General features: G+C 40.6%; 25 protein-coding genes. 17 read left to right on the top strand and 8 right to left on the bottom strand.

Features of this window, described 5'->3' with window-relative positions; all coding sequences use genetic code 11:
- The first annotated feature begins 51 nt into the window (after nucleotides 1-51).
- The 8 genes from queA (at nucleotide 52) to A379_RS04195 (ending at nucleotide 9132) form a co-directional block, all read left to right on the top strand.
- Nucleotides 52-1110 (top strand): tRNA preQ1(34) S-adenosylmethionine ribosyltransferase-isomerase QueA, encoded by a 1059-nt coding sequence (gene queA / locus A379_RS04230; protein ID WP_040726019.1) that lies wholly within the window; start codon nucleotides 52-54, stop codon nucleotides 1108-1110.
- A gap of 46 nt (nucleotides 1111-1156) precedes the next feature.
- Nucleotides 1157-2272, top strand: coding sequence for a tRNA guanosine(34) transglycosylase Tgt (gene tgt / locus A379_RS04225; protein WP_040726017.1), 1116 nt, complete (start codon nucleotides 1157-1159; stop codon nucleotides 2270-2272).
- A 217-nt stretch (nucleotides 2273-2489) separates the two neighbouring features.
- Nucleotides 2490-2819: a preprotein translocase subunit YajC gene (gene yajC / locus A379_RS04220; protein WP_040726016.1), complete on the top strand. Its 330-nt coding sequence runs from the start codon at nucleotides 2490-2492 to the stop codon at nucleotides 2817-2819.
- 193 nt (nucleotides 2820-3012) lie between these two features.
- Nucleotides 3013-4896, top strand: coding sequence for a protein translocase subunit SecD (secD, locus tag A379_RS04215; protein ID WP_040726013.1), 1884 nt, complete (start codon nucleotides 3013-3015; stop codon nucleotides 4894-4896).
- A 9-nt stretch (nucleotides 4897-4905) separates the two neighbouring features.
- Complete coding sequence (gene secF / locus A379_RS04210) at nucleotides 4906-5952, top strand: protein translocase subunit SecF (protein WP_369759597.1); 1047 nt, start codon at nucleotides 4906-4908, stop codon at nucleotides 5950-5952.
- Between the two features lie 156 nt (nucleotides 5953-6108).
- On the top strand, nucleotides 6109-7683 hold the full coding sequence (locus A379_RS04205; RefSeq protein ID WP_040726011.1) for a peptide chain release factor 3: 1575 nt from the start codon (nucleotides 6109-6111) through the stop codon (nucleotides 7681-7683).
- A gap of 100 nt (nucleotides 7684-7783) precedes the next feature.
- Nucleotides 7784-8296, top strand: coding sequence for a helix-turn-helix domain-containing protein (locus A379_RS04200; protein ID WP_040726009.1), 513 nt, complete (start codon nucleotides 7784-7786; stop codon nucleotides 8294-8296).
- Complete coding sequence (locus tag A379_RS04195) at nucleotides 8206-9132, top strand: IS3 family transposase (RefSeq protein ID WP_106381682.1); 927 nt, start codon at nucleotides 8206-8208, stop codon at nucleotides 9130-9132. Before A379_RS04200 ends, A379_RS04195 begins: the two co-directional genes overlap by 91 nt.
- A gap of 104 nt (nucleotides 9133-9236) precedes the next feature.
- Here the strand turns inward: A379_RS04195 and A379_RS12590 are convergent, their stop codons facing one another.
- The 8 genes from A379_RS12590 to A379_RS04155 all read right to left on the bottom strand — a co-directional run bounded on the left by A379_RS12590 (nucleotide 9237) and on the right by A379_RS04155 (nucleotide 15873).
- Nucleotides 9237-9884 carry an OmpA family protein gene (locus A379_RS12590; protein WP_051144999.1) on the bottom strand — a complete coding sequence of 216 codons (648 nt, stop codon included), beginning with the start codon at nucleotides 9882-9884 and terminating at the stop codon, nucleotides 9237-9239.
- Nucleotides 9885-10081: 197 nt separating this feature from the next.
- Entirely contained in the window at nucleotides 10082-11440 is a 1359-nt protein-coding gene (gene mgtE, locus A379_RS04185; RefSeq protein WP_040726005.1) for a magnesium transporter, read from the bottom strand.
- 245 nt (nucleotides 11441-11685) lie between these two features.
- Nucleotides 11686-12018, bottom strand: a complete 333-nt coding sequence (hpf, locus tag A379_RS04180; protein WP_040726002.1) for a ribosome hibernation-promoting factor, HPF/YfiA family — start codon at nucleotides 12016-12018, stop codon at nucleotides 11686-11688.
- Nucleotides 12019-12284: 266 nt separating this feature from the next.
- Complete coding sequence (gene lptB, locus A379_RS04175) at nucleotides 12285-13007, bottom strand: LPS export ABC transporter ATP-binding protein (protein WP_040726000.1); 723 nt, start codon at nucleotides 13005-13007, stop codon at nucleotides 12285-12287.
- A 3-nt stretch (nucleotides 13008-13010) separates the two neighbouring features.
- Complete coding sequence (lptA, locus tag A379_RS04170) at nucleotides 13011-13628, bottom strand: lipopolysaccharide transport periplasmic protein LptA (protein ID WP_051144998.1); 618 nt, start codon at nucleotides 13626-13628, stop codon at nucleotides 13011-13013.
- 1 nt (nucleotide 13629) lies between these two features.
- Nucleotides 13630-14241, bottom strand: coding sequence for an LPS export ABC transporter periplasmic protein LptC (lptC, locus tag A379_RS04165; protein WP_040725997.1), 612 nt, complete (start codon nucleotides 14239-14241; stop codon nucleotides 13630-13632).
- A gap of 26 nt (nucleotides 14242-14267) precedes the next feature.
- Nucleotides 14268-14810: an HAD family hydrolase gene (locus tag A379_RS04160; RefSeq protein WP_040725995.1), complete on the bottom strand. Its 543-nt coding sequence runs from the start codon at nucleotides 14808-14810 to the stop codon at nucleotides 14268-14270.
- Nucleotides 14811-14883: 73 nt separating this feature from the next.
- The gene (locus A379_RS04155) at nucleotides 14884-15873 is read right to left on the bottom strand and encodes a calcium/sodium antiporter (protein ID WP_040725993.1); all 990 of its coding nucleotides are present in this window, start codon (nucleotides 15871-15873) and stop codon (nucleotides 14884-14886) included.
- A 458-nt stretch (nucleotides 15874-16331) separates the two neighbouring features.
- Between A379_RS04155 and A379_RS04150 the strand changes: the two genes are divergently transcribed.
- The 9 genes from A379_RS04150 to A379_RS04110 all read left to right on the top strand — a co-directional run bounded on the left by A379_RS04150 (nucleotide 16332) and on the right by A379_RS04110 (nucleotide 22289).
- Nucleotides 16332-16934, top strand: a complete 603-nt coding sequence (locus tag A379_RS04150) for a hypothetical protein (protein ID WP_040725991.1) — start codon at nucleotides 16332-16334, stop codon at nucleotides 16932-16934.
- Nucleotides 16935-17112: 178 nt separating this feature from the next.
- Nucleotides 17113-17934 carry an ATP-binding cassette domain-containing protein gene (locus A379_RS04145; protein ID WP_040725989.1) on the top strand — a complete coding sequence of 274 codons (822 nt, stop codon included), beginning with the start codon at nucleotides 17113-17115 and terminating at the stop codon, nucleotides 17932-17934.
- A gap of 5 nt (nucleotides 17935-17939) precedes the next feature.
- On the top strand, nucleotides 17940-18749 hold the full coding sequence (gene mlaE, locus A379_RS04140; RefSeq protein ID WP_051144997.1) for a lipid asymmetry maintenance ABC transporter permease subunit MlaE: 810 nt from the start codon (nucleotides 17940-17942) through the stop codon (nucleotides 18747-18749).
- Nucleotides 18750-18786: 37 nt separating this feature from the next.
- Complete coding sequence (mlaD, locus tag A379_RS04135; RefSeq protein ID WP_040725986.1) at nucleotides 18787-19257, top strand: outer membrane lipid asymmetry maintenance protein MlaD; 471 nt, start codon at nucleotides 18787-18789, stop codon at nucleotides 19255-19257.
- Nucleotides 19258-19282: 25 nt separating this feature from the next.
- Nucleotides 19283-19933 carry a phospholipid-binding protein MlaC gene (locus A379_RS04130; protein ID WP_232744814.1) on the top strand — a complete coding sequence of 217 codons (651 nt, stop codon included), beginning with the start codon at nucleotides 19283-19285 and terminating at the stop codon, nucleotides 19931-19933.
- Nucleotides 19933-20232 carry a lipid asymmetry maintenance protein MlaB gene (locus tag A379_RS04125; protein ID WP_040725984.1) on the top strand — a complete coding sequence of 100 codons (300 nt, stop codon included), beginning with the start codon at nucleotides 19933-19935 and terminating at the stop codon, nucleotides 20230-20232. The genes A379_RS04130 and A379_RS04125 overlap by 1 nt, the downstream gene beginning before the upstream one ends.
- Before the next feature lie 106 nt (nucleotides 20233-20338).
- Entirely contained in the window at nucleotides 20339-21256 is a 918-nt protein-coding gene (locus A379_RS04120) for an ABC transporter ATP-binding protein (protein WP_198525646.1), read from the top strand.
- The gene (locus A379_RS04115; RefSeq protein ID WP_232744813.1) at nucleotides 21256-22047 is read left to right on the top strand and encodes an ABC transporter permease; all 792 of its coding nucleotides are present in this window, start codon (nucleotides 21256-21258) and stop codon (nucleotides 22045-22047) included. Before A379_RS04120 ends, A379_RS04115 begins: the two co-directional genes overlap by 1 nt.
- A gap of 23 nt (nucleotides 22048-22070) precedes the next feature.
- Nucleotides 22071-22289, top strand: a complete 219-nt coding sequence (locus tag A379_RS04110; RefSeq protein WP_040725983.1) for a BolA family protein — start codon at nucleotides 22071-22073, stop codon at nucleotides 22287-22289.
- Nucleotides 22290-22319 lie beyond the last annotated feature (30 nt).

Raw genomic sequence — 22319 nt, 5'->3', positions numbered from 1 at the left:
GGGCGTTTTTTTTATTTAAATAGTTAAGAAAATCGCTGATTTAATACTTTTGTGAAACGACAAGACTTCTTTTTTGAACTGCCTGAAAATCTGATTGCTCAACAACCGCCTAAGCAGCGCCGTGATAGTCGGTTGCTGGTGATGTCTGGTGCTGAGTCCGATTACACAATCATCGATGCCAAATTTCCAGATTTACTCTCTTATTTAAAACCCAATGATTTATTGGTTTTTAATAACACCAAAGTGATTCCCGCACGTTTGTTTGGAGAGAAGCAAACAGGTGGAAAGATTGAACTATTGATTGAACGAGTGGTGGACGATAAAACTTTATTAACCCATATTCGTTCAAGTCGCTCACCAAAGCCAGGCACGATTTTAACGATTGAAAATGCCTTTGATGTAGAGGTAATAGGGCGTCAAGATGCACTGTTTATTGTAAAGGTGCTTTCTGATAAGTCGGCTTTAGAGTTGGTTGAAGAAAATGGCCATATGCCGTTACCACCTTACATTGAACGCCCAGAAGATGAAGAGGCCGATAAAGAGCGTTATCAAACGGTGTATTCACAAAAACCAGGTGCGGTTGCCGCACCCACGGCAGGGCTTCATTTTGACAATGAACTAATGGCGGACATTAAGGCCAAAGGTGTGGATATAGGTTTTGTAACTTTGCATGTAGGTGCAGGAACCTTTAAGCCTGTTCAGGTGGATGAGATCGCGGAACATGTTATGCACTCTGAGTATTTAGAAGTGTTACCAGGCCTGGTAGAACAAGTGCAACAAGCCCGAGAAAAAGGTGGCCGAGTGATTGCAGTAGGCACTACGTCTGTACGGTGTTTGGAGAGCGCGGCCAAATTTAGCAATACAGGCAAAATTGCACCTTACCAAGGTGAAACCGATATTTTCATTACGCCTGGTTATGAGTTTAAAGAGGTGGATGTGTTGTTAACCAACTTCCACTTACCCGAATCGACCTTGATTATGTTGGTCTCCGCCTTGGCGGGTTATCAAAGAACGATGGACGCCTATAAACACGCAGTAGAAAATCAATATCGCTTTTTTAGTTATGGCGATGCGATGTTGGTTTTTCCCAAAAAACAAACAATAAATTGATATATAAAATTGATACATATTTAGACAGAACCAAATAGGAAAGATAATGGAATTTGAATTAGATAATACCGATGGCCGCGCCCGAAGAGGGCGTTTAAAGTTTGAGCGAGGTATCGTTGAAACGCCTGCTTTTATGCCTGTGGGTACCTATGGTTCTGTAAAAGGCATGACGCCAGAAGAGATTAAGGAAACAGGCGCACAAATTATTTTGGGCAATACCTTTCACTTAGCTCTACGCCCTGGTACAGATATTATTGAACTGCACGGTGATTTGCATGACTTTACCCATTGGGATGGCCCAATCCTGACCGATTCAGGCGGATTTCAAGTGTTTAGTTTGGGCAAAATGCGCAAGATTAAAGAAGAGGGTGTGACCTTTAATAGCCCAGTAAATGGCGCCAAAATTTTTATGGGACCTGAAGAGTCCATGGAAGTTCAGCGTAAATTAGGTTCGGATATTGTGATGATATTTGACGAGTGTACGCCTTATCCTGCAGACCATAAAACGGCTCGTGAATCGATGGAGCTTTCAATGCGTTGGGCGCAGCGTTCTAAGGATGCTCATGGCGAGAGTCCTGCAGCCCTGTTTGGTATTGTGCAAGGCGGTATGTATGAAGACTTACGCATTCAGTCGATTGAGGGTTTAAAAGAGATTGGTTTTGATGGTTATGCTATCGGTGGACTATCGGTTGGTGAGCCAAAAGATGAGATGATGGCCACTTTAGATTTTACTGAACCTCATATGCCTAAAGATAAACCTCGCTACTTAATGGGAGTGGGTAAGCCCGAAGATTTGGTAGAGGCGGTTCGTCGTGGTATTGATATGTTTGATTGTGTGATGCCAACCCGTAATGCACGTAATGGTTTTTTATTTAGCCGAGAAGGTGTGGTTAAGCTTCGTAACGCTAAACATAAAACTAGCCTAAAACCCATTGATGAAAAATGCAGTTGCTACACCTGCCAAAACTACACTCTAGCCTATTTGCATCACTTAGATAAATGTAAAGAGATTCAAGGTGCACGTTTAAATACCATTCATAACTTGCATTACTATCAAGATGTTATGCAAGGCATGCGAGATGCGATTGCCGAAAATAAATTAGATGTTTTTGTTGAAGAGTTTTATGCAGGTATTGGTCAACCCGTTCCGCCACTAGACTGAATGTTAAACGGCAGAGTGAATAGGAAAAGTGGCCTTGAATGCCATATATCTTATTGAAATAAGACAAGTTGCCAGGCCTGGTAACTTGGTAAAGAGAGTCAACACGGTTTTGTTGTGATATTAATCGACAATTAAACGGTATTTAGCTTAGATTTTTTATTCTAGCTGTGCCAAAATACAACGATTAATTTTTTTGATATTTTTAGGAGTAAAAGATATGAGCTTTTTTATTAGCGATGCAATGGCAGAAGGTACAGCAGCGGCGCAAGGCGGTGGATGGGAAGGAATTATTCCATTAGTTTTATTGTTTGTTGTTTTCTACTTTTTACTCATTCGTCCACAACAGAAAAAAGTAAAAGAGCATAAAGCACTGGTTGAAGCGATTAAGAAAGGCGATGAAGTAGTGACTTACGGTGGTCTTGCTGGAAAAATTCGTGATATGGGTGATAACTTCTGTGATATTGAAATCGCAGAAAACGTAGTGGTAAAAGTTGAACGTCAAAACGTTTCACGTTTATTGCCAAAAGGCACACTTAAAGGCGAATAATTCGTTTTTATATGGAAAGCCTTTTTTCAGGTTTTCCTTAAGGGGCAGTTAGAGTCGATCATGGCTTTAATGCCCCTTTTGTGCTTCTAGGCGTTGAGGTTTTTTCTCTCTTAGAGTCTTTCTCAAGAGTGGTTCTTCTTAGTAAAAGGCTTTTAGAAAACCCCATAAAATTCAGAAAATTGGAATCGAACTTATGTTTCAAACACAACAAAAAATCATAGCGAACCGTTACCCAGCCTGGAAATACCTGCTGTTGGTCGTGATTACTGTGATTGGTTTAACCTACGCCATGCCAAACCTATTTGGCGATGACCCTGCGGTACAAATCTCACCCGCTAAATCGGTGGTGTTTAATGCTGATACGCAAATGCAAGTTGAAAAAGTCCTTGCTGATTCAGGCTTAGAGGTCAAATCATCGGTTTTTGAAGGCGGACGTTTTTTAATTCGTTTTAATGATACCGAAGACCAAATTAAGGCTAAGTCTGTTTTAAAAGAGAGTTTAGGCAGACAAGCGGTTGTGGCATTAAACTTAGCGCCAGCCACTCCAGCCATGTTGCAAAACATTAGTGCAGCACCTATGTACCTTGGTTTGGATTTGCGTGGTGGTGTGCACTTTTTAATGGATGTGGACATGGAAGCGGCGGTTGACAAAGCTTATCTACGTTACATTGATGAGGTCAAAGGTTCTTTACGTGAAGAGAGAGTTCGTTATATCTCTGTTGAAGTGGAAAATGAAGCATTAGAAGTTCAGTTTAAAGATTTAGAAACCCTACAAGCAGGCCTGGTAAAACTGAATGAAGTTTATGGTAATCGATTCCAAATTACTTCTGATGAAGCGACTTCTGCTCCTAAAGCGATGTTAACACTTTCACAAGCTACGATTGCTGAAACCAAAAAATATGCCTTACAGCAAAACATCACCACTTTACGTAATCGTATTAATGAGTTGGGTGTGGCTGAGCCTGTTATTCAACAGCAAGGTGATCGCCGCATTGTAGTGCAATTACCTGGTGTGCAAGATACCGCGCGAGCTAAAGAAATTTTAGGTGCTACCGCCACATTAGAATTCCGTTTGGTGGAAGAGAAGGGTGACCCTTACCGTGCTGATAAAACAGGTTATGCGCCAAATGGCTCAATTATCTATCACTTTCGTGATGGTCGACCATTACTGTTAAAACGTCGCATTATAGTCAGTGGTGAAAACGTCATTAACGCCCAGTCTGGGATTGATCCGCAGCAAGGTTCTGCGATGGTTAACGTGACCTTAGATGGCGCTGGTGGTCGTAAGATGCTCGCCACCACTAAAGAAAATGTAGGTAACCGTATGGCGGTGGTTTACATTGAAAACCGTGTTGAAACCATTGAAGAGAATGGGGTTAAAGTCAAAAAACGTATTACCACTAAAGACGTGATTAATGCGGCGGTCATTCGTGGACAGTTTGCGAACCGTTTCCAAATTACAGGGTTAGATTCACCACAAGAAGCGCAAGATTTAGCCTTACTACTGCGTGCTGGAGCGCTGGCAGCGCCAATGGAAATTGTTGAAGAACGTACTGTTGGGCCAAGCTTAGGTCAAGATAACATCAACCAAGGCTTTATGTCGGTTGTAGTTGGTTTCTTGTTGGTGTTAGTGGTCATGGCTTGGCGTTATAAAGTGTTTGGTATGGTCGCTAACGTGGCTTTATTACTTAACTTGGTGATTATTGTTGCGGTACTGTCTATGTTGCAGGCCACTTTAACACTGCCTGGTATTGCGGGGATTGTCTTAACCGTCGGTATGGCGGTGGATGCCAATGTACTGATTTTTGAGCGTATTCGAGAAGAGATGAAAAACAGCTCTATTCAAACGGCCATCTATTCGGGTTATGAAAAAGCCTTTGTAACCATTGCCGATGCCAATATCACCACGTTACTAGCGGCAGTTGTGCTGTTTAGCTTTGGTACAGGGCCAATCAAAGGTTTTGCGATTACCCTATCTATCGGGATTATCACCTCGATGTTCACTGCGATTCTTGGAACGCGTGCGATTATTAACCTTCTATACGGCAATAAGCGCGTTGAGAAAATCTCGATTTAAGGTGACGTTATGACAACAGAAACAATGACAGCAGAAGCAAAAACAACCAATATTAATTTTATGGGACAACGTCATATTGCGATGGCGTTCTCAATTTTCTTAATTATTGCCTCATTTGCGGGTTTATGGATGAAAGGCTTAAATTTTGGTATCGACTTTACTGGCGGTACTTTAATTGAGCTTTCTTATCCTAAGCCTGTTGATTTAACCAAGTTACGTGCAGATTTAACGGAAGCGAACTATGGTGAAGCGGTTGCGCAGCACTTTGGTTCGGCAGAAGATGTTTTAATCAGAATTGCGCCACGTGAAGGTATGAACTCAGCACAGCTTAGTAATCAAGTGATGGAAGCTTTAAATGCCGCCACTGACGAAGAGATTACCTTGCGTCGTGTCGAGTTTGTTGGCCCACAGGTAGGGGATGAATTAACCGAAGATGGTGCCTTAGCGGTTTTATATGCATTATTTGGTATTTTGATTTATGTGGCGCTTCGATTCGAGTGGCGTTTTTCAGTAGGTTCGGTAGCCGCCTTAATTCACGATGTGATTATTACCATTGGTGTTTTTGCTTGGACACAAATGCAGTTTGATTTAACCGTATTGGCGGCTATTTTAGCGGTCATTGGTTACTCATTAAACGACACCATTGTTGTATTTGACCGTGTGCGTGAAAACTTTAGAACCATGCGTGATGGAACACCAGTAGAGATTACTAACGTGGCGGTCAATCAAATGTTGTCACGTACCTTAATGACCTCGATTACTACATTGATTGTGCTTTTAGCCTTGTTTTTCCTAGGTGGCGAAATCATTCACGGTTTTGCGGCTGCATTGATTGTAGGTGTGGTGGTTGGTACCTTCTCATCCACTTACGTAGCGAGTGCTGTAGCGTTAATGCTGGGTGTGTCTAAAGAAGACTTAATGAAAGCGCCAAGTGAATCGGTTGATCGTGAAGCCCAAGAAGCTGAGCTACAACGTGCTTTCTTAGAAGCAGAAGCCAAACGTGAAGCAAAACTTGCTAAACAAGGTAAAAAACTCGACGAAGACGACGAACTGTAGCTCATCTTCGATAAGTTACCAGGCCTGGTAACTTTATAAAAGCCAGCGTAATGCTGGCTTTATTGGTTGTTGGTCAGCCAAATTAAATTCAAAACAGGGCTTTATTGTGCTGATTTAAGCCAATCAAAATAAGCCAAATAGATAGAGTAAACATCAATGTCATTGATATTAGAAACCACTAAACGCAGAACATTTGCGATTATTTCTCACCCAGATGCGGGTAAAACCACCGTGACAGAAAAACTCCTGTTATACGGCGGAGCAATTCAAATGGCAGGTGCGGTAAAAAGCCGAAAAACTGATCGCGGAGCGACTTCTGACTGGATGAAGATGGAGCAGGAACGTGGTATCTCGGTTGCCTCATCGGTTATGCAGTTTCCGTATAAAGATGTGATGATTAACCTGCTGGATACTCCAGGTCATGAAGACTTCTCGGAAGATACTTATCGTACCTTAACCGCAGTGGATTCTGCGTTAATGGTAATTGATGTGGCCAAAGGGGTGGAAGACAGAACCATTAAGTTAATGGAAGTTTGTCGCTTACGAACGACCCCTATTTTAACCTTTATCAATAAGTTAGACCGGGAAGGACGTGATCCAATTGATCTGATGGATGAAGTGGAAAGTGTACTAAAAATTGATTGTGCGCCGATGACTTGGCCAATTGGTATGGGGAAGCGTTTTAAAGGGATTTATCACCTTTATAACGACACGATTCGCCTATTTGCAGTAGCCGATGGTCAAAAGGCTTCTGAAGGTGAGTTAATCCAAGGGTTGGATAATCCGCGTTTGGATGAACTGATTGGCGACCAAGCCGAAGAGCTACGTGAAGAGATTGAGCTGGTTCAAGGTGCAAGTCATGCGTTTGATTTAGAACAGTTTTTAGCGGGTAAGTTAACCCCCGTGTTTTTTGGTTCAGCGGTGAATAACTTTGGTTTGCAAGAGTTATTAGATGGCTTTGCTCAGTATGCACCTACTCCAATGGGGCGTGAGACTGAAACACGTACGGTTAAGCCAGATGAAACCAATCTAACAGGCTTTATCTTTAAAATTCAGGCCAATATGGATCCTGCACACCGTGACCGTGTGGCTTTTATGCGTATTGTTTCAGGTAAATATGAAAAGGGTATGAAGCTTAAACATGTGCGAATTGGTAAGGACGTTAAAATTGCTAAAGCGATTACCTTCTTAGCTAATCGTCGTGATCAAGCTGAAGAAGCTTATCCTGGGGATATTATTGGTTTACATAACCACGGTACGATTAAGATTGGTGATACCTTTACGCAAGGTGAAGAGCTTAAATTCACAGGGATTCCTAATTTTGCGCCAGAACTTTTCCGTCGTGCCCAGTTAAAAGACCCAATGAAAATGAAAGCACTGCAAAAAGGGTTAACCCAGTTATCAGAAGAGGGGGCAACCCAGTTGTTCCGTCCTGTGAATAATAATGATTTAATCTTGGGTGCTGTGGGGATTCTTCAGTTTGAGGTGGTGGCACAACGTCTTAAAGATGAGTACAACGTAACCTGTATGTTTGAACCTGTAAATGTGAACACGGCACGCTGGGTGATAGGCCCTAAAGCTGAAATTGAAAAATTCACCTCTAAGGTTCGTGAAAACGTCGCTTACGATGCGGCAGATCAACTGGTTTATATTGCGCCTACTCGTGTTAACTTGGCGTTGACTGAAGAGCGTTGGCCAGAATTGCAGTTTGTAGCCACTAGAGAGCACTAATATTATGCTTAGTAATTTCTAAAACAAGCTGTTTAAAATGCAAAAAGCCAGGAATCTGAAGTGACCCCCAAATGTTGGACACCAACTTTGGGGGTTTTTCATGTCCAAATACAATCGAGAATTTAAACTGGCGATTGCTAAGCAATGCCTTTCTCATGAATCCAGTCTGTCCATTTCCAAGCGACTCGGTATTCCAGATCGCTATATCCGTTACTGGACACAAGTCTATCGTTTCCATGGTCAAAATGCGTTTATCAAACGTAACACACCATACTCTTTTGAAGACAAATATCGTATCCTAAAACACATGCGTGAAAATCACTGGTCTATTAGTTATACCAGTATTGTCCATAACATGAGTTCTCCAGGTACGATTTCTACTTGGCTCACTCAATTCGAACGGTTCGGCCTTTCAGGCTTGCAGCCTAAAAAGCAGGGTAGAAAAATGAAAAAAAACCAAAAGCAAGAAACCATTAAACCAACCGAACAAATGAGCCTAGAAGAGTTACGAGAAGAACTCGAATACCGTCGAGCGGAGAATGCCTATTTAAAAAAGCTCGATGCCCTGCTTCAGGAAAAAGAACGCCAAACCAAGAAAAAGCAGGGCTCATAGATCAGCTTAGAAAGTTCTATCCACTTAAACATCTTCTCAAGGCTGCAGGGCTTGCACGCAGTGTGTTTTATTACCATCAGGCTCGCAGTGCGCTGCCTGATCGTTATGCGGACGTTAAAAGAGCGATTCAACAACTCTTTAATGAGCATAAAGGTCGTTATGGGTATCGACGCATGACCTATGCATTAAGGCGCTTAGGTCACTTTTTAAACAAGAAGGCCGTTCAACGTTTAATGCAAGAACTGAACTTAAAGTCATTCGTCAGGCCAAAGCGTTACCGATCCTATAGAGGTCAAGTAGGCCGAATTGCCGAAAATGTGCTTCAAAGAAACTTCCGTGTTGATGCACCAGATAAAAAATGGGTAACCGATGTCACGGAGTTTAAAGTCGGAGAACAGCGAGTTTACTTATCCCCCGTGATTGACCTGTTTAACCAAGAAGTGATTAGTTATCGAGTGGCCAAGAGTGCACGGCTTCCACTGGTGACGGACATGCTTAAAGAAGCGATGAGTAAGTTAACAGGCAAAGTTAAACCCATATTCCACAGTGATCAAGGTTGGCAGTATCAGCATGGTGATGTTCAGGAGCTACTAAAAAAGCATGGATTAACTCAGAGCATGTCAAGAAAAGGGAACTGTTTAGACAATGCGGTTGCTGAGAACTTTTTTGGCATTCTCAAAACCGAGATGTATCATCGTAAGAAGTTCAATAGTGCTGAGCATCTAATGGAAGAAATTAAAGACTATATTGAGTATTACAATACAAAACGAATCAAGGTGAAACTAAAAGGCCTGACTCCGATAGAATATCGAAATCAGGCCTTAAGTGCCGTTTAACTAAAATGTCCAACTTTTTGGGGTCACTTCAATCTCCTGGCTTTTTGCGTTTTATGGTTACAAGCCTTAACAGGCCTGGTAACTTTAAATTAGAAAATTGTTGATTAAATCTCACTAATTAAAAAGGTAACACGGCGGTTCATACGTTTACCTTCTGCCGTTGTGTTACTGGCAATTGGACGTTCTTCACCATAACCATAAGTGACAATGCGATCGCGAGAGATACCATTATCCATTAGGTGAAAGGCGACATTTTTTGCACGGTTTTCAGATAATTGCTGATTATAGGTGTTTGAACCATCAGAATCGGTATGGCCTTCAATGTGTACACGTGTGTTTGGGTGTCTTTTTAAAGTGTCTAAAACGGGTTTTAAACGCGTAAGTTCGTAGGGTTCAAGGTTGGCTGAACCAGAACGGAAGTTAACATCTTTAACGTCTACCTGAACGTACTCTTGACCACCAATGGAAACGGCTGAAACATCGGTATTGGGATCATTGGCTGTTCCTGCCTGAACGTCACCATATACCTGTCGTGCCGTATAACCTGCAAGTGCACCCACAGCCACCTTGCCGAGATTGTTATCTACGCCCATTGCATTAGCCGCTAAGGCGCCTGCAACAGCAGCAATACCAGTAATCACATTACGTTCTGTTTCACGTTCTTCAGTAGGGCGGTTAGGATCGTTGGCGCAACCAGCTGTTAGAGAGATAAGTGTCGCAGTAGCCATAGCGGCAATTAGTTTTTTATTCATGATTTAATCTCCATGTGACTTTGAAAGTCGATGTAAAATTTTTACTTATAGTTTAGTTATAGTAGATATTGACTTAGCTTGCAAGTGAATATCTATGAGAAAGCGGCAATTGTCATACTTATGAAAGAGTCGATTCAGGGTGTAAATAAGATTGGCAGGCAAGGTTGCTTAAATGCTCTTTGAGGGGTATCTGATGGTTAGATAAGTACTATGGTCGCCAGGCCTAAGAATACAAAAAAACCAAGAGAGTCGGTTACGGTAGTCAACATTAATCCTGAGGCCAGTGCTGGATCAATTTTCATTCGTTGTAGTAATAAGGGAATCATCGCTCCAGCAAAAGCGGCAGCTAACAGGTTAATTAACATCGCTGCGGCAAAAATCATACTTAATGCACTGTCTTCAAACCAAAAGAGAACGGCTAGCCCTGTTAGTACCGCCCAAATAATGCCGTTAAAGAGACCGACAGTGGTTTCTTTAATTAATAGAGAACGACTGTTGCTGCGAGCGAGTTTTCCTGTGGCTAAAGCGCGTATAACAATCGTGGCGGTTTGTGTGCCCGCAATGCCACCCATGCTTGCGATAATGGGCATGAGTACGGCTAAGGCTACAATTTTTTCGATTGAGGCATCAAAAAGGCCAATAACAATTGAAGCAAAAATGGCGGTAAGCAAATTGATGCCTAGCCAAAAAGTTCGACGTTTAGCGGCTCTTTTAGCAGGGGCAAAGATATCTTCATCTTCATCCAGACCTGCGCTTGCCATCTGAGCGTGTTCAGCTTCTTCACGGATAATATCAACCACATCATCAATTGTGACACGACCCAGGATTTGATTGGTTTCGTTGACTACCGCGGCTGAGAGAAGGTCATTTTTTTCAAAAAAGTGAGCCACTTCCTTTGCCGATGTCAAAGCTCTAATACCTGGAATGCGAGTGTCTAAAACCTCTTGTACTAAGGTGTCTTCATCATGCGTAAGCAGTACTGTGAGTTTAAGTGTTCCAACAAATTTACCGTCACGATCCCTAACAAAAATTTCTGAAGTTGATGCGGGTAAAGAACCAAGGGAGCGTAAGTAGCGTAAGACAACATCAAGGCTAACATCAGCACGGACAGTGATTAAGTCCGTACTCATTAAGCCACCAGCGGTATCTTCTGGGTAAGTTAAAGCCGTTTCAACCGCATTTCGGTCATCTTCATCAAGCGAGGCCAGTAGGGTTTGTTGATCAGAAGAGTCAAGAGATTGTGCAATATCTGCAATATCATCGGTTTCTAAATCGCCAGCAATACTGACGATTTCATGTGTTTCTAATGACTCAAGAAGGTTTGCGGTAACTTCATCATTTGTATGGGTAAGAATCTCTCCTTGGCGCTCTTTATCAACAGCAGCCCAAAGAGTTTGGCGTTCTTTAAGTGGGGTAGATTCCAGTATCTCAGCAATCTCTTCAGCCACTAAGTGTGAGAATAGTTGGTTAATTTGTGTGAGATTTTGCGATTCAACAGCAACAAGAAGCTGTTCTGTAAGCTTAGCTTTGTCAATGGCAGTGTGGTTTTGTGTCATGGCCATCACCTTGCGGTTGAAGTGAAAATAAGTGCTGATTTTAGCGTAAGATTGTAGTGAATACGGTATTTTATGTTCTATGCGCTGAAAAAGTCATTTCATGCAATTGGTAACGCAATAACAAAGTCATATTAAATAAGTATTGTATCAGTTGAAATCATTAATTGGCTTCAAAAACATTTCATTCAGGCATAAAAAAACGCCCTCAACATGACGCTGAGGGCGTTATTTGAAAAAACGAGTGATTACGCTTCAGCTGCAGGCATACTTTTTACGCCACCAGACTTTCTGTTATGGTCACTGATTTTTTCTTTGTGTTTCACAATTTGACGATCTAGCTTGTCAATTAGGCCATCAATCGATGCATACATATCTTCAGTGTCATGTTGTGCAAATAAGTCTGTACCTGAAACATGCACAGTTGCTTCTGCTTTCTGTGACTGTTTTTCTACGGTTAAGATTACGTGAACATTAGTTACATGATCAAAATGTCTTGATAGTTTGGTCATTTTTTCTGAAACGTAAGTACGAAGTGCATCAGTAACGTCGATATGGTGGCCAGTAATATTAATTTGCATAGTATCGCTCCTTTGTATTGTGTAATTGCGATTCTGCTCAGTCGATTGGCTTAAAGAGTTTGTAGCCTGAAATGAATTCTATTTTCTTAAAATTTCGCTGAGTTCAATTTCAGTATACCACCAAGATTTTAAAAAGGGAGAGGGGAATTATTAAGAAAAGCGTAACTTTTTGCCATCTCAATTATGCGTTTACCAATAAAATCAGTAGATACAACAAGATGGGATTTTTGGAGATAAATAATTATTTTTAAGAACGTTGCAATAAACTATTTGAAATTATCACCTAGGTAAACACGTTTAACTTCTTGGTGCTCTAATACTTCTTGTGGTGTACCAGAAGCCAGTATGGTTCCAGCATGTAGAATGTATGCGTGGTCACAAACACCGAGTGTTTCTCTTACGTTATGATCGGTTATTAAGACGCCAATATTTTTCTCTTTAAGGTGAATAATGATATTTTGAATGTCCTTTACTGAGATGGGATCAACACCTGCAAAAGGTTCATCTAGGAGAATAAAACTGGGTTCCATTGCCAGAGCTCGAGCAATTTCAACTCTACGGCGCTCTCCACCCGATAAAGCTTGCCCAGGTTGCTCAAGGATATGGCCTATTTGTAAATCATCTATCAGGTTTTCAAACAGGGCTCTGCGTTGGTCACCATTTAACTCAGGACGCATTTCTAAAATCGCCATGATATTTTCAGTTACGGTGAGTTTTCTAAATACAGAAGCTTCTTGTGGCAGGTAGCCAATCCCTAATTTCGCTCTTTCATGGATTGCTAAAGTAGAAATTTCTTGATCATTTAAAAATATCTGTCCAGCATCGTTTTTGACCAGGCCTGTCATCATGTAAAAAGTGGTGGTTTTCCCTGCGCCATTGGGTCCTAGTAAGCCAACAACCTGGCCGCTATGAACATCTAAATCAACGGAGGTGACGACGTCTCTTTTTTTATAGCTTTTGGCGAGTCCTCGCGCATAAAAATGTGCCATTAATTACTCTGCCTGTGTTGCTGGGGTGTTTTGTTTGGTCGTTTTATTTGCCTGATTGGTTTTATTAGAACCAGGCTTGTTGGTATTTGTAATCTTATTGGTTGCAGGGTTGAGCGTGACTGAAATGCGTTTGTTTTCAGTTGCGGTACTTTGTGCTTGAAGAGTCTGTTTAGCGATATCATAAAACAGTTTAGGGCCACTAATGACGTGTTTTCCAGGCTGTTCAACTACGGCATTACCAATTAGTAATACGGTTTTATTAAGAGCATTGTATTCAATTTTTTGTGCTTTGCCTTTTAACCAGGCCTGGTCAATTTGGCTAAAGCGTTTAAAGGTAGCAGGGTTGCCGTTAGCGACAACGGTGGTAAGCTGATTCTTTGGGTGTGTAATATTAACGGTTTCACCTTTTAAGGTCAGGCTACCTTGAGTAATGATGACATTGCCTTTGTACACGCTTTTGCCTGTTTTTTCACTCGCTAGCAGGCTATTGGCGCTAATATTAACAGGTTGTTGTTCATCTGGCGTATTCTGTTTTTTGGTCGCTGCGCAAGCAATGCTAGTGCTTAAAAAAAAGCCGATTATACTGATGAATGTGATGAAGCGTGAATGTGTATATTGCATGCTATGGCTCTTTAACTTGAACGGTGTTTTGCATTTGTTGCGGATAGTAGGTGCCTTTTACATCAGATAACAATTCAAGTTCTGATGTTTTGAGATTGGCTTTTAACCCTGTTCCACTCGTTTGGCCATTGTATTGTGTAATGACAACTTTTGCATCTGTTGATAGTTCATTTGTTTGTAGGTTATAGGTTAACTGTTGGGTTTTAAGAGTTGTTTGCTGGACTGCTTGCGTGGGCTGAAGGTTTTCTTTTTGAGTCATAACCACATGATTGGTAAAGTGAAAAACTTTATCATCTAAGCTTTCGCCGTAGTCACTGGTTAAGGTCGTGGTACTCTGTAAATCAGTGAGTTCAATATACGGTTGTTGGTATTCACTTCTTTGTTCACTCTCTTTATAGAGAATTGTTTTGGCTTGCAGAACTGATTGTTTATCGGGTTCGTTTGGCGATATATTCCATACAATTGTTTGGCTGGCCTGCCAGCTATATCCTAGCTCGGTTTTTTGTTGATTTGTGTCACTGACGGTCGATTGCGATTGTTGGTTGGTTATCCATAAGCTGATTGTGGCAAGTAGTAAGCTTAAAAGTAGGATTCGTAATCTTGAAAGGCGCATGGATTAGGGTTTCCAACTCAACAGAATTAGCTTAAATCTCTTAAAAAGAAATCCATGTGTTGTTGCCATGAACCTTGTGAGCGCATAATCATTTCACACACCTCTCTTACACAACCTTGGCCACCACCATATTGAGAAATATAGTGTACTCTTGATTTAACTTCATTATCGCCATCAGCGGGTGTAACGCCTAATCCAACACGCAATAATATCGGTAAATCTAAAATATCATCGCCAATATAAGCAATTTCATCCAGTTCTAAATTTAATGTTTCAACCAGTTTGAGGAAAGTAGGAAGTTTATCAGGCACACCTTGATAGACATGTTTGACCTTTAGGTCTTTCATACGGTTGGTAACCAGTTGAGATTTGCGGCCTGTGATAATGCCTATATCAACTTGGCTTTTCTGTAATAAAACCATGCCGTGGCCATCGCGAGTATTGAATGATTTATATTCAATGCCATCATCGCTGTAAAAAAGACGGTTGTCGGTCATGACACCATCAACATCTAAGATTAGAAGTTTAATTTTTTGCGCTTTCGCGATGAGATGCTCAGGAATGTTCATGAATCAGCCTTTTAAGTGAAGTTAAGTAAGTCTCTTGTTACTTAACTGAACGTCAGTCTATTGGGCTTATACTTTAAACAGCTGTCGAGCGGAAGTAAAGTAAGATTAAGTAAGCAACGAAAAGAGAAACTAGGAGGAACCCTTTAGTTTTATAGATGACAGCGCCACCTTTTCGTGGGATAGCCATCAACAACATAAGCAGTGTGAAGCCAAGCATAATGGGTATATCGATATTTAAGACATCTTTATCTAGTGCTGCGGGCGCTAATAAAGCTGGTACAGCTAAAACGGCCAGAATGTTGAATAGGTTGGAACCAAGAATGTTACCAATCATTAAGTCGGCTTCATTTTTACGGGCTGCGGCAATGGCAGCAGCAAGTTCTGGCAAGCTTGTGCCAATGGCAATAATGGTTAAACCGATGACAACATCAGGCACTTCAAAAAAATGGGCAATGCTTTCAGCACCAGAAACCATCATTTTGGCGCTTATCATTAAAATAACCAGACCGCCTAATAGGTAAGCGAGTGCTTTTTCTTTGCTCAGTTCAGGGAGTTCATCTAATTCACTTTTTGTCTCTTTTGCAAGAGGGTCACTAGGGTTTATTGATTTATTTGCCTTAATCATCCAAAACATGACTAATATTAGTGCGACAACTAATATCGCACCATCAATAACCGTTAGGTAACCATCTAAAACAAGAAGGTAAGCGCCAATAGAAATGGCTAGAAGTACAGGAAGTTCGCGTTTTAGAATAGATGACTTTACTGCGATAGGTGCTATTAACGCGGTTGCACCAAGTACTAAGGCAATATTGGCAATGTTTGAACCAACGGCATTACCGACAGCCAGGCCAGGGCTGTTATCTAAAGAGGCGAGAACAGCCACCACAACTTCGGGCATGGAAGTACCAAAACCAAGTACCACTACACCGATAACCAAAGGCGAAATGTTATGGTGTTTCGCTGTGCTGGCAGCACCTTCAATAAAGATATCAGAACTCCATACGAGGAGTGCTAATCCAATAATGAGAAGTATGCTGGGTAGCAATAGCGCTGTTAACATGTGTACATCTGCCTTTTTAAATCTTTCATAAAAATTGAGGGAAGGATTATAACTAAAATCATTGCTGAAATAAACTTTGTTTATGAGTCTCTAGTGGTTTGATTTTATGATGGTTTATTTTAAGGCATTTTATAAATAAGACCTTTGAACGAGTCGAGACACGGTTAAAAATGGCTAAAATTCGCCTGTTTTTTGTTAAAAAACTGGCGAATAGCTAGCTATTCACTGCGTTTTTCGCCGCAATCAGGTAAATTTTATACCCTCAAGGGGTACTTACGTCTATTTTTTCCCACGCACCTCACTCGTGCAAAGGTCTCATAAATAATTTTAGGTGTGAAAAACGCAGCTCATTAAAGAGGTTAATCATCTTGTCTTGGCTAAGAAAAAGCATTGTTTTATTTTATAAGAGATAAAATAGCCACTGGTTTTTTAGTATGAAATGCTTAAGGATAGTGTGAATGGAAAATCTACAAATCGGTACTTTTGGATGGCAATACGATTCTTGGAGAGGCGGTTTTTACCCTGATGATTTGCCAGAAGAGTGGATGTTGGATTATTACAGCAATGCTTATAGAGTTGTACTCGTGCCACAAGTTAACTGGTTAAGCTGGAATGATGAGCAAATAGAAGAGGTTGTCGATGCTGTAGAAGGTGACTTTAGCTTTTATTTTGAAGTGCGAGACGCTTGTGATGAAACAAAAGAAAGTCAATTAACGGCAATTGTTGAGAAGTTATCCTCACTTTCAGCAGGTGTTGTTATGTTTTCTGAGGAGCAGGGTACGCCATTAACGTGTGCAGGTTTGCCTGTGACTTTAGTGTCAAAAACCCAAATACTTCCAGGTTGGCAATGGGTTTATGGCAATCAGACTTGTTCAGGCGCTTTGTGTGGTGTGGTTGAGGGTGTGAGTGACGATGCAAAAGCGCAAACTGAGTTATTGCAAAGTTATATGAAAAGTTTGCCAGAAACGCTTCAAGGTGGCGCTTTATTGGTTAAGGCTGAAAATGTTAATATGAAGCAGTTGTTTAATTTAAAAACGATTGGTGAGTTTTTAGGCTATTAAGCGCTATAAAAAATGGTTTTTTGGTTTTTACATATTAACTATTTAGTCATGTTTTAATGAAATTAACTCTTTTATTAAAAGGTTTATTGTCTATCTTTATAATGATGGTTCAATAAATACGATAAAATACCAGGCCTGGTAACATGAAAAGCGACAGTCGCAATCGACATTAATTAATATGCAAAATCAGACATTAATAGAAATTAAAAATTTATCCTTTATGCGTGGTGAACGAAAAATCTTTGATGATATTTCGTTGAGTATTCCAAGAGGCAAAGTGACTGCAATTATGGGGCCTAGTGGTTCTGGGAAAACAACTCTTCTTAAATTAATTGCAGGTCAGCTTCAGCCAGATATTGGTGAGATTTTTGTTGAAGGTGAAAATGTTCATAAACTACCTCGTAAAAAACTTTATCAGCTAAGAAGAAAGATGGGTATGCTTTTTCAAAGTGGTGCTCTGTTAACGGATTTAAATGTTTTTGATAATGTGGCTTTCCCATTAAGAGAGCATACTAAATTACCCGAGTCGGTAATCTATCCGCTGGTATTAATGAAATTGCAGGCGGTTGGTTTGCGCGGTGCTAAAGACTTAATGCCAGCCGAACTCTCTGGTGGTATGTCGCGAAGAGTCGCCTTAGCACGTGGTATTGCACTCGATCCTGAGATGATTTTTTATGATGAGCCTTTTGTTGGGCAAGACCCTATTACAATGGGTGTATTGGTTGAGTTAATTCGTAAGTTAAATGACAGTCTTAATTTAACCAGTGTTGTAGTTTCCCATGATGTGAATGAGGTGTTGTCGATTGCCGATTATGTGTGTGTCATGTCAGAAGGTAAGATTATTGCTCAGGGCACCAAAGAAGAGTTACTTAATGAAAAAACAGGCTATGTTAACCAGTTTATTCATGGGTTGCCTGATGGTCCAGTGCCATTTCACTATTCAAAAGATTCGTATCTGGATGATATGACACCTTTTAAAACCAATAATCAAAGTGTGTAAGACTGATGAGTCAACAAATCAATAAACAACCTGTTTTTGGATTAAAACTTTTACAGGAGCTGGGTAAAAAAACCTTAAATATCCTTGGTTCGTTTGGTCGTGGGGCGTTCTTTTTAGTATCGTTATTTCCTGCCATACCTTACTCTTTGTGGCGTATCGATTTATTAACTAAACAGATTTATGTGGCAGGGGTGTTATCCCTGCCTATCATCCTTACAGCAGGTCTATTTGTTGGTATGGTTCTAAGCCTGCAAGGCTACAATGTTTTAGTGGACTATAATTCAGAAGAAGCGGTGGGAACCATGACCGCTTTATCTCTGTTGCGTGAACTTGGTCCAGTGGTTGCCGCACTGTTATTTGCAGGTAGAGCGGGTTCAGCACTAACGGCAGAAATTGGTTTAATGCGCTCAACAGAACAGATATCCGCATTAGAAATGATGGCAATTGATCCTCTTAAATATATCTATGCTCCACGCTTCACCGCAGCGATTATTGCGCTACCTTTACTAACTCTGTTATTTACCGCATTAGGTATTATTGGCGGCTATATGGTTGCCGTAGGTTGGTTGGGGGTTGATGAGGGCTCTTTTTGGTCACAAATGAATAGCCATGTTGATTGGCAAGAGGATGTAATGAACGGCATTATTAAATCGATTGCATTTGCGATTTTGATTGCCATCATTGCTTTGTATCAAGGGTTTGATGCTATTCCAACCTCTGAGGGCGTGAGTGGTGCAACCACTCGAACCGTGGTGCACAGTTCATTGGGTGTACTTGGGCTAGACTTTATTTTAACGACATTGATGTTTAATTAATGTCGTGTAAGCAATATGATTTAAAGGGAAAAATCACATGAAGCGACAAGCAAAAATTGAAATTTGGGTGGGCGCATTTGTCTTAATGAGCATACTCGCCTTGGTGATGATTGCTTTGCAAGTAAGTAACTTCAGTAGTTGGAAAGAGAAGCCAAGTTATCAAATCAGTGCACTGTTTGACAATATTGGTGGTTTAAAAGTACGAGCGCCAGTAAAAATGAGTGGTGTTGTGATTGGACGAGTGACTGAAATTATGGTCGATCCTGTCTCATTTAAAGCCAAGGTGATTATGAAAATGGATAACACCTATAATGAGTTACCAATGGACTCTTCTGCTTCAATCTTAACTTCAGGTCTACTGGGTGACCAGTATGTGGGGATAGAAATTGGGGGTGAAGAGGAATCTCTAAAGGACGGTAGTCAAATTGATTTAACCCAATCAGCTCTTGTACTAGAGGATTTAATTGGTCAGTTTTTAGTGAAATTTAGTGAAAGTGGAGATAATTAAGGTGTTGTCAAAAAACGTTAAGTACGTGTCTTTTAAGCTCTCTCAAAGTTTTAAACTGTTTTTAACAATGGTTTTTGTTGCGCTATTCAATAGCTCTGCATTTGCTGAAGTGGAGTTAATTAATCAAGATGATCCACAAGCGATGGTGTTGGCGTTGTCAAATAAAGTCATCGCCGAGTTAAATACAAATCGTGAGGCTTTGGAGAGTGATCCAGCTCAGGTTAAGGTATTTGCAACCTCTTTTGTTTTGCCTTATATCGATACAGAGAAAATGGCGCGATATGTTATGGGAAAACATTGGCGAACAGCAACGGATAAGCAAAAAACGGAGTTTGTTAACGCTTTTACTAATACATTGATTCGCTCCTATTCACAAAGTTTGCTTAAACTAAATATTGATTCTGTTGAAGTAAAAAATGCGCAACAAGAGAAACCAGGTCGAGTTACGGTGGCTTCGAGCGTTTTGCAGTCTGATGGCAATAAATCGGATGTTATCTATCGTGTTTATTTAAATAAAACCACTCAAAAGTGGATGCTTTATGATGTAGCGGTAGAGGGCATCAGTATGCTGTTAAGTTACCGTAAAGCGTATGATTCAGATATCTCTAAAAAAGGTTTGGATGAGGTGATTACAGAGATGCAGTCAAAAAACGCTGACTTTAATGGTAACGCTTAATGACAACGACGAATGAAGGCAAATTAATTCATTGGGATTCAGTCGAGTCCAAACTGGTTTTACCTGCTCAATTAGGCATAAATCAATTGGCTGCTTTAATAAAGGAGAATGGTTGGCTAAGTTTACCCGTTAAAAAAGTAGACTTTAGTCAGGTTATTAAAGCGGATAGCGCAATATTTGCGGTGTTATTAATTTGGTCGTCTAATTTAGATGAAAAATTACAGGTCATTCAGCTGCCAGAAGATTTGCAAACACTCATTAAATTATATGATTTAGATGAGGTGTTGGCCTTGGTATAGGGTGATGCTTATTTTCTATTAGAAGGCAATTTTCTAATAGAACGGTTTTTATATAGGGCTTATTGGCCCTATTTTCATTTTGAAGATTTTAAAAAAGGGTTTGTTAATGGCATTAGCTGTTCAATTTAACAATGTGGTTAAAGATTACGCTGAATTACAAGCATTGAAAGGCGTTTCTTTTGATGTGGAAGAGGGCGCTTTTTTTGGTTTATTAGGCCCTAATGGGGCAGGTAAATCGACTTTAATCAATGCGATGTCTGGTTTGGTAGTGCCTACTTCGGGCAATATTCAAGTTCAAGGTTATGATGTGATTGATGATTATCGCCACACTCGTCGCCTATTGGGGTTAGTGCCACAAGAGTTAATTGCGGATCCATTTTTTTCAATTAAAGAGTTGCTTGAGTTGCAGTCGGGTTATTTTGGTATGAAAGGCCCCCAGCAAAAAAAATGGATTAATGAACTTTTAGAACGTTTAGCACTGGCGGATAAAGCGGATGCTAATACCAGTCAGCTTTCTGGGGGGATGAAACGTCGTGTTCTGATTGCCATGGCGTTGGTGCATAAACCTAAGGTTTTGGTGTTAGATGAGCCTACCGCAGGTGTGGATGTGGATTTACGCAGAACCTTATGGGAATTCACCAAAGAGCTACACCAACAAGGGCATACGATTATCTTAACCACCCACTATTTAGAAGAGGCGGAAGCCTTGTGTGACAGAGTGGCCATTATGCAAAAAGGCCAAATAAAGGCGCTAGATAATACCCAAGCGTTATTATCAAAACATCCCTATCGCTATCTGCGAGTTAATGTGGCTAAATTGGCCAATGAGTTAACGGGATCTTTAGCGGATTTATTGGTTGAAAAAGAGCACAATAGCTATGTATTTCAAATTGATAAAAATAGTTCAATGGCAGAGGTCTTGGGCTTGATTGAAAAGGCAGGTTTAGATGTTACCGATGTCAGCAGTCGAGATGCTACTTTGGAAGAGGTGTTTTTAGATTTAACTTCTGAGGGGGTGGCGTAATGTTGTCTAGTTTATTCTCTATGTTTAGCTTTAATTTTACGGGATTTTGGGCTCTGTTTATTAAAGAGATTCGCCGTTTTTATTCTGTGGTGGTGCAAACGGTTTTTGCCCCAGTGGTATCAACCCTATTATATTTATTGGTTTTTGGCCAAGTTATCGCTTCACAAATTGAAACCTATTCAGGATTATCATACAGCCAGTTCTTGATACCAGGCCTGGTAATGATGGCGATATTGCAAAATGCATTTTCAAATAGTTCATCGAGTTTAATTCAGTCAAAAATGCACGGCAACTTAACCTTTGTGTTACTGAGCCCAATCTCACCTTTTGAGTTGTATATGGCCTTTGTAGCAGCCTCAATTGTTCGTGGTGTTGCAGTGGGTTTAGGTATTTTAGTCATTGGTATTATGTGGTTTGATTTAACTTGGCATCAACCCCTTTGGATTATTGTTTTTGCCGTATTAAGTGCAGCTATGATGGGGGGATTAGGCATGTTAGCAGGCATTGTTTCCGAAAAATATGACCATCTTGCTGCGTTTCAGAATTTTATTATTATGCCACTGACTTTTTTGAGTGGGGTGTTTTACTCTATTCATGCATTACCAGAGGTTTGGCAGCAAGCTTCGCACTTTAATCCATTCTTTTATATGGTAGATGGGTTTAGATACGGATTTTTTGAGCAGTCTGACGTATCGGTTTATTTGAGTTTGGCGGTAACGAGCTTCTTTGTTATTTTGGTTTCTGCGATAAATCTGATTTTATTGAATAAAGGCGTTAAAATACGCCAATAAAAATTTTTAGAGAGAAGCAAGTTATGTCTCCAGAACAAATTAAAGAGATGATTGAAGCAGAAATTCCAGGTGCAGTGGTTGACCTAAGTGGAGCAGATTGCACTTCTTCAATTACCGTAACCAGTGCAGCGTTTGAGGGCAAAAGCCCAATTCAACGTCATCGTATGGTAAATGATATTTTTAAAGCGCAATTTGCCAGTGGTGAGCTGCATGCGCTATCTATCAAAGCGCAAACACCTTAAAAATAAACTTAATTTTAGATAAATGCTCTG

It is taken from the genome of Thiomicrorhabdus sp. Kp2 (genome assembly GCF_000478585.1).
Lineage (GTDB): Bacteria > Pseudomonadota > Gammaproteobacteria > Thiomicrospirales > Thiomicrospiraceae > Thiomicrorhabdus.
The sequence above is the reverse complement of the archived record's forward strand: the minus strand, read 5'-3'. Positions and strand labels throughout refer to the sequence as shown.

What these genes read in the sequence shown, in the direction of transcription:
- A379_RS04150 (WP_040725991.1), top strand. Translation starts at nt 16,332, where the DNA reads ATGGAAAATCTACAAATCGGTACTTTTGGATGGCAATACGATTCTTGG.
- A379_RS04120 (WP_198525646.1), top strand. Translation starts at nt 20,339, where the DNA reads ATGGCATTAGCTGTTCAATTTAACAATGTGGTTAAAGATTACGCTGAA.
- A379_RS04200 (WP_040726009.1), top strand. Translation starts at nt 7,784, where the DNA reads ATGTCCAAATACAATCGAGAATTTAAACTGGCGATTGCTAAGCAATGC.
- secF (WP_369759597.1), top strand. Translation starts at nt 4,906, where the DNA reads ATGACAACAGAAACAATGACAGCAGAAGCAAAAACAACCAATATTAAT.
- A379_RS04110 (WP_040725983.1), top strand. Translation starts at nt 22,071, where the DNA reads ATGTCTCCAGAACAAATTAAAGAGATGATTGAAGCAGAAATTCCAGGT.
- tgt (WP_040726017.1), top strand. Translation starts at nt 1,157, where the DNA reads ATGGAATTTGAATTAGATAATACCGATGGCCGCGCCCGAAGAGGGCGT.
- A379_RS04115 (WP_232744813.1), top strand. Translation starts at nt 21,256, where the DNA reads ATGTTGTCTAGTTTATTCTCTATGTTTAGCTTTAATTTTACGGGATTT.
- A379_RS12590 (WP_051144999.1), bottom strand. Translation starts at nt 9,884, where the DNA reads ATGAATAAAAAACTAATTGCCGCTATGGCTACTGCGACACTTATCTCT.
- secD (WP_040726013.1), top strand. Translation starts at nt 3,013, where the DNA reads ATGTTTCAAACACAACAAAAAATCATAGCGAACCGTTACCCAGCCTGG.
- lptC (WP_040725997.1), bottom strand. Translation starts at nt 14,241, where the DNA reads ATGCGCCTTTCAAGATTACGAATCCTACTTTTAAGCTTACTACTTGCC.
- lptB (WP_040726000.1), bottom strand. Translation starts at nt 13,007, where the DNA reads ATGGCACATTTTTATGCGCGAGGACTCGCCAAAAGCTATAAAAAAAGA.
- A379_RS04160 (WP_040725995.1), bottom strand. Translation starts at nt 14,810, where the DNA reads ATGAACATTCCTGAGCATCTCATCGCGAAAGCGCAAAAAATTAAACTT.
- hpf (WP_040726002.1), bottom strand. Translation starts at nt 12,018, where the DNA reads ATGCAAATTAATATTACTGGCCACCATATCGACGTTACTGATGCACTT.
- A379_RS04145 (WP_040725989.1), top strand. Translation starts at nt 17,113, where the DNA reads ATGCAAAATCAGACATTAATAGAAATTAAAAATTTATCCTTTATGCGT.
- A379_RS04205 (WP_040726011.1), top strand. Translation starts at nt 6,109, where the DNA reads ATGTCATTGATATTAGAAACCACTAAACGCAGAACATTTGCGATTATT.
- lptA (WP_051144998.1), bottom strand. Translation starts at nt 13,628, where the DNA reads ATGCAATATACACATTCACGCTTCATCACATTCATCAGTATAATCGGC.
- mgtE (WP_040726005.1), bottom strand. Translation starts at nt 11,440, where the DNA reads ATGACACAAAACCACACTGCCATTGACAAAGCTAAGCTTACAGAACAG.
- A379_RS04125 (WP_040725984.1), top strand. Translation starts at nt 19,933, where the DNA reads ATGACAACGACGAATGAAGGCAAATTAATTCATTGGGATTCAGTCGAG.
- mlaE (WP_051144997.1), top strand. Translation starts at nt 17,940, where the DNA reads ATGAGTCAACAAATCAATAAACAACCTGTTTTTGGATTAAAACTTTTA.
- A379_RS04155 (WP_040725993.1), bottom strand. Translation starts at nt 15,873, where the DNA reads ATGTTAACAGCGCTATTGCTACCCAGCATACTTCTCATTATTGGATTA.
- mlaD (WP_040725986.1), top strand. Translation starts at nt 18,787, where the DNA reads ATGAAGCGACAAGCAAAAATTGAAATTTGGGTGGGCGCATTTGTCTTA.
- yajC (WP_040726016.1), top strand. Translation starts at nt 2,490, where the DNA reads ATGAGCTTTTTTATTAGCGATGCAATGGCAGAAGGTACAGCAGCGGCG.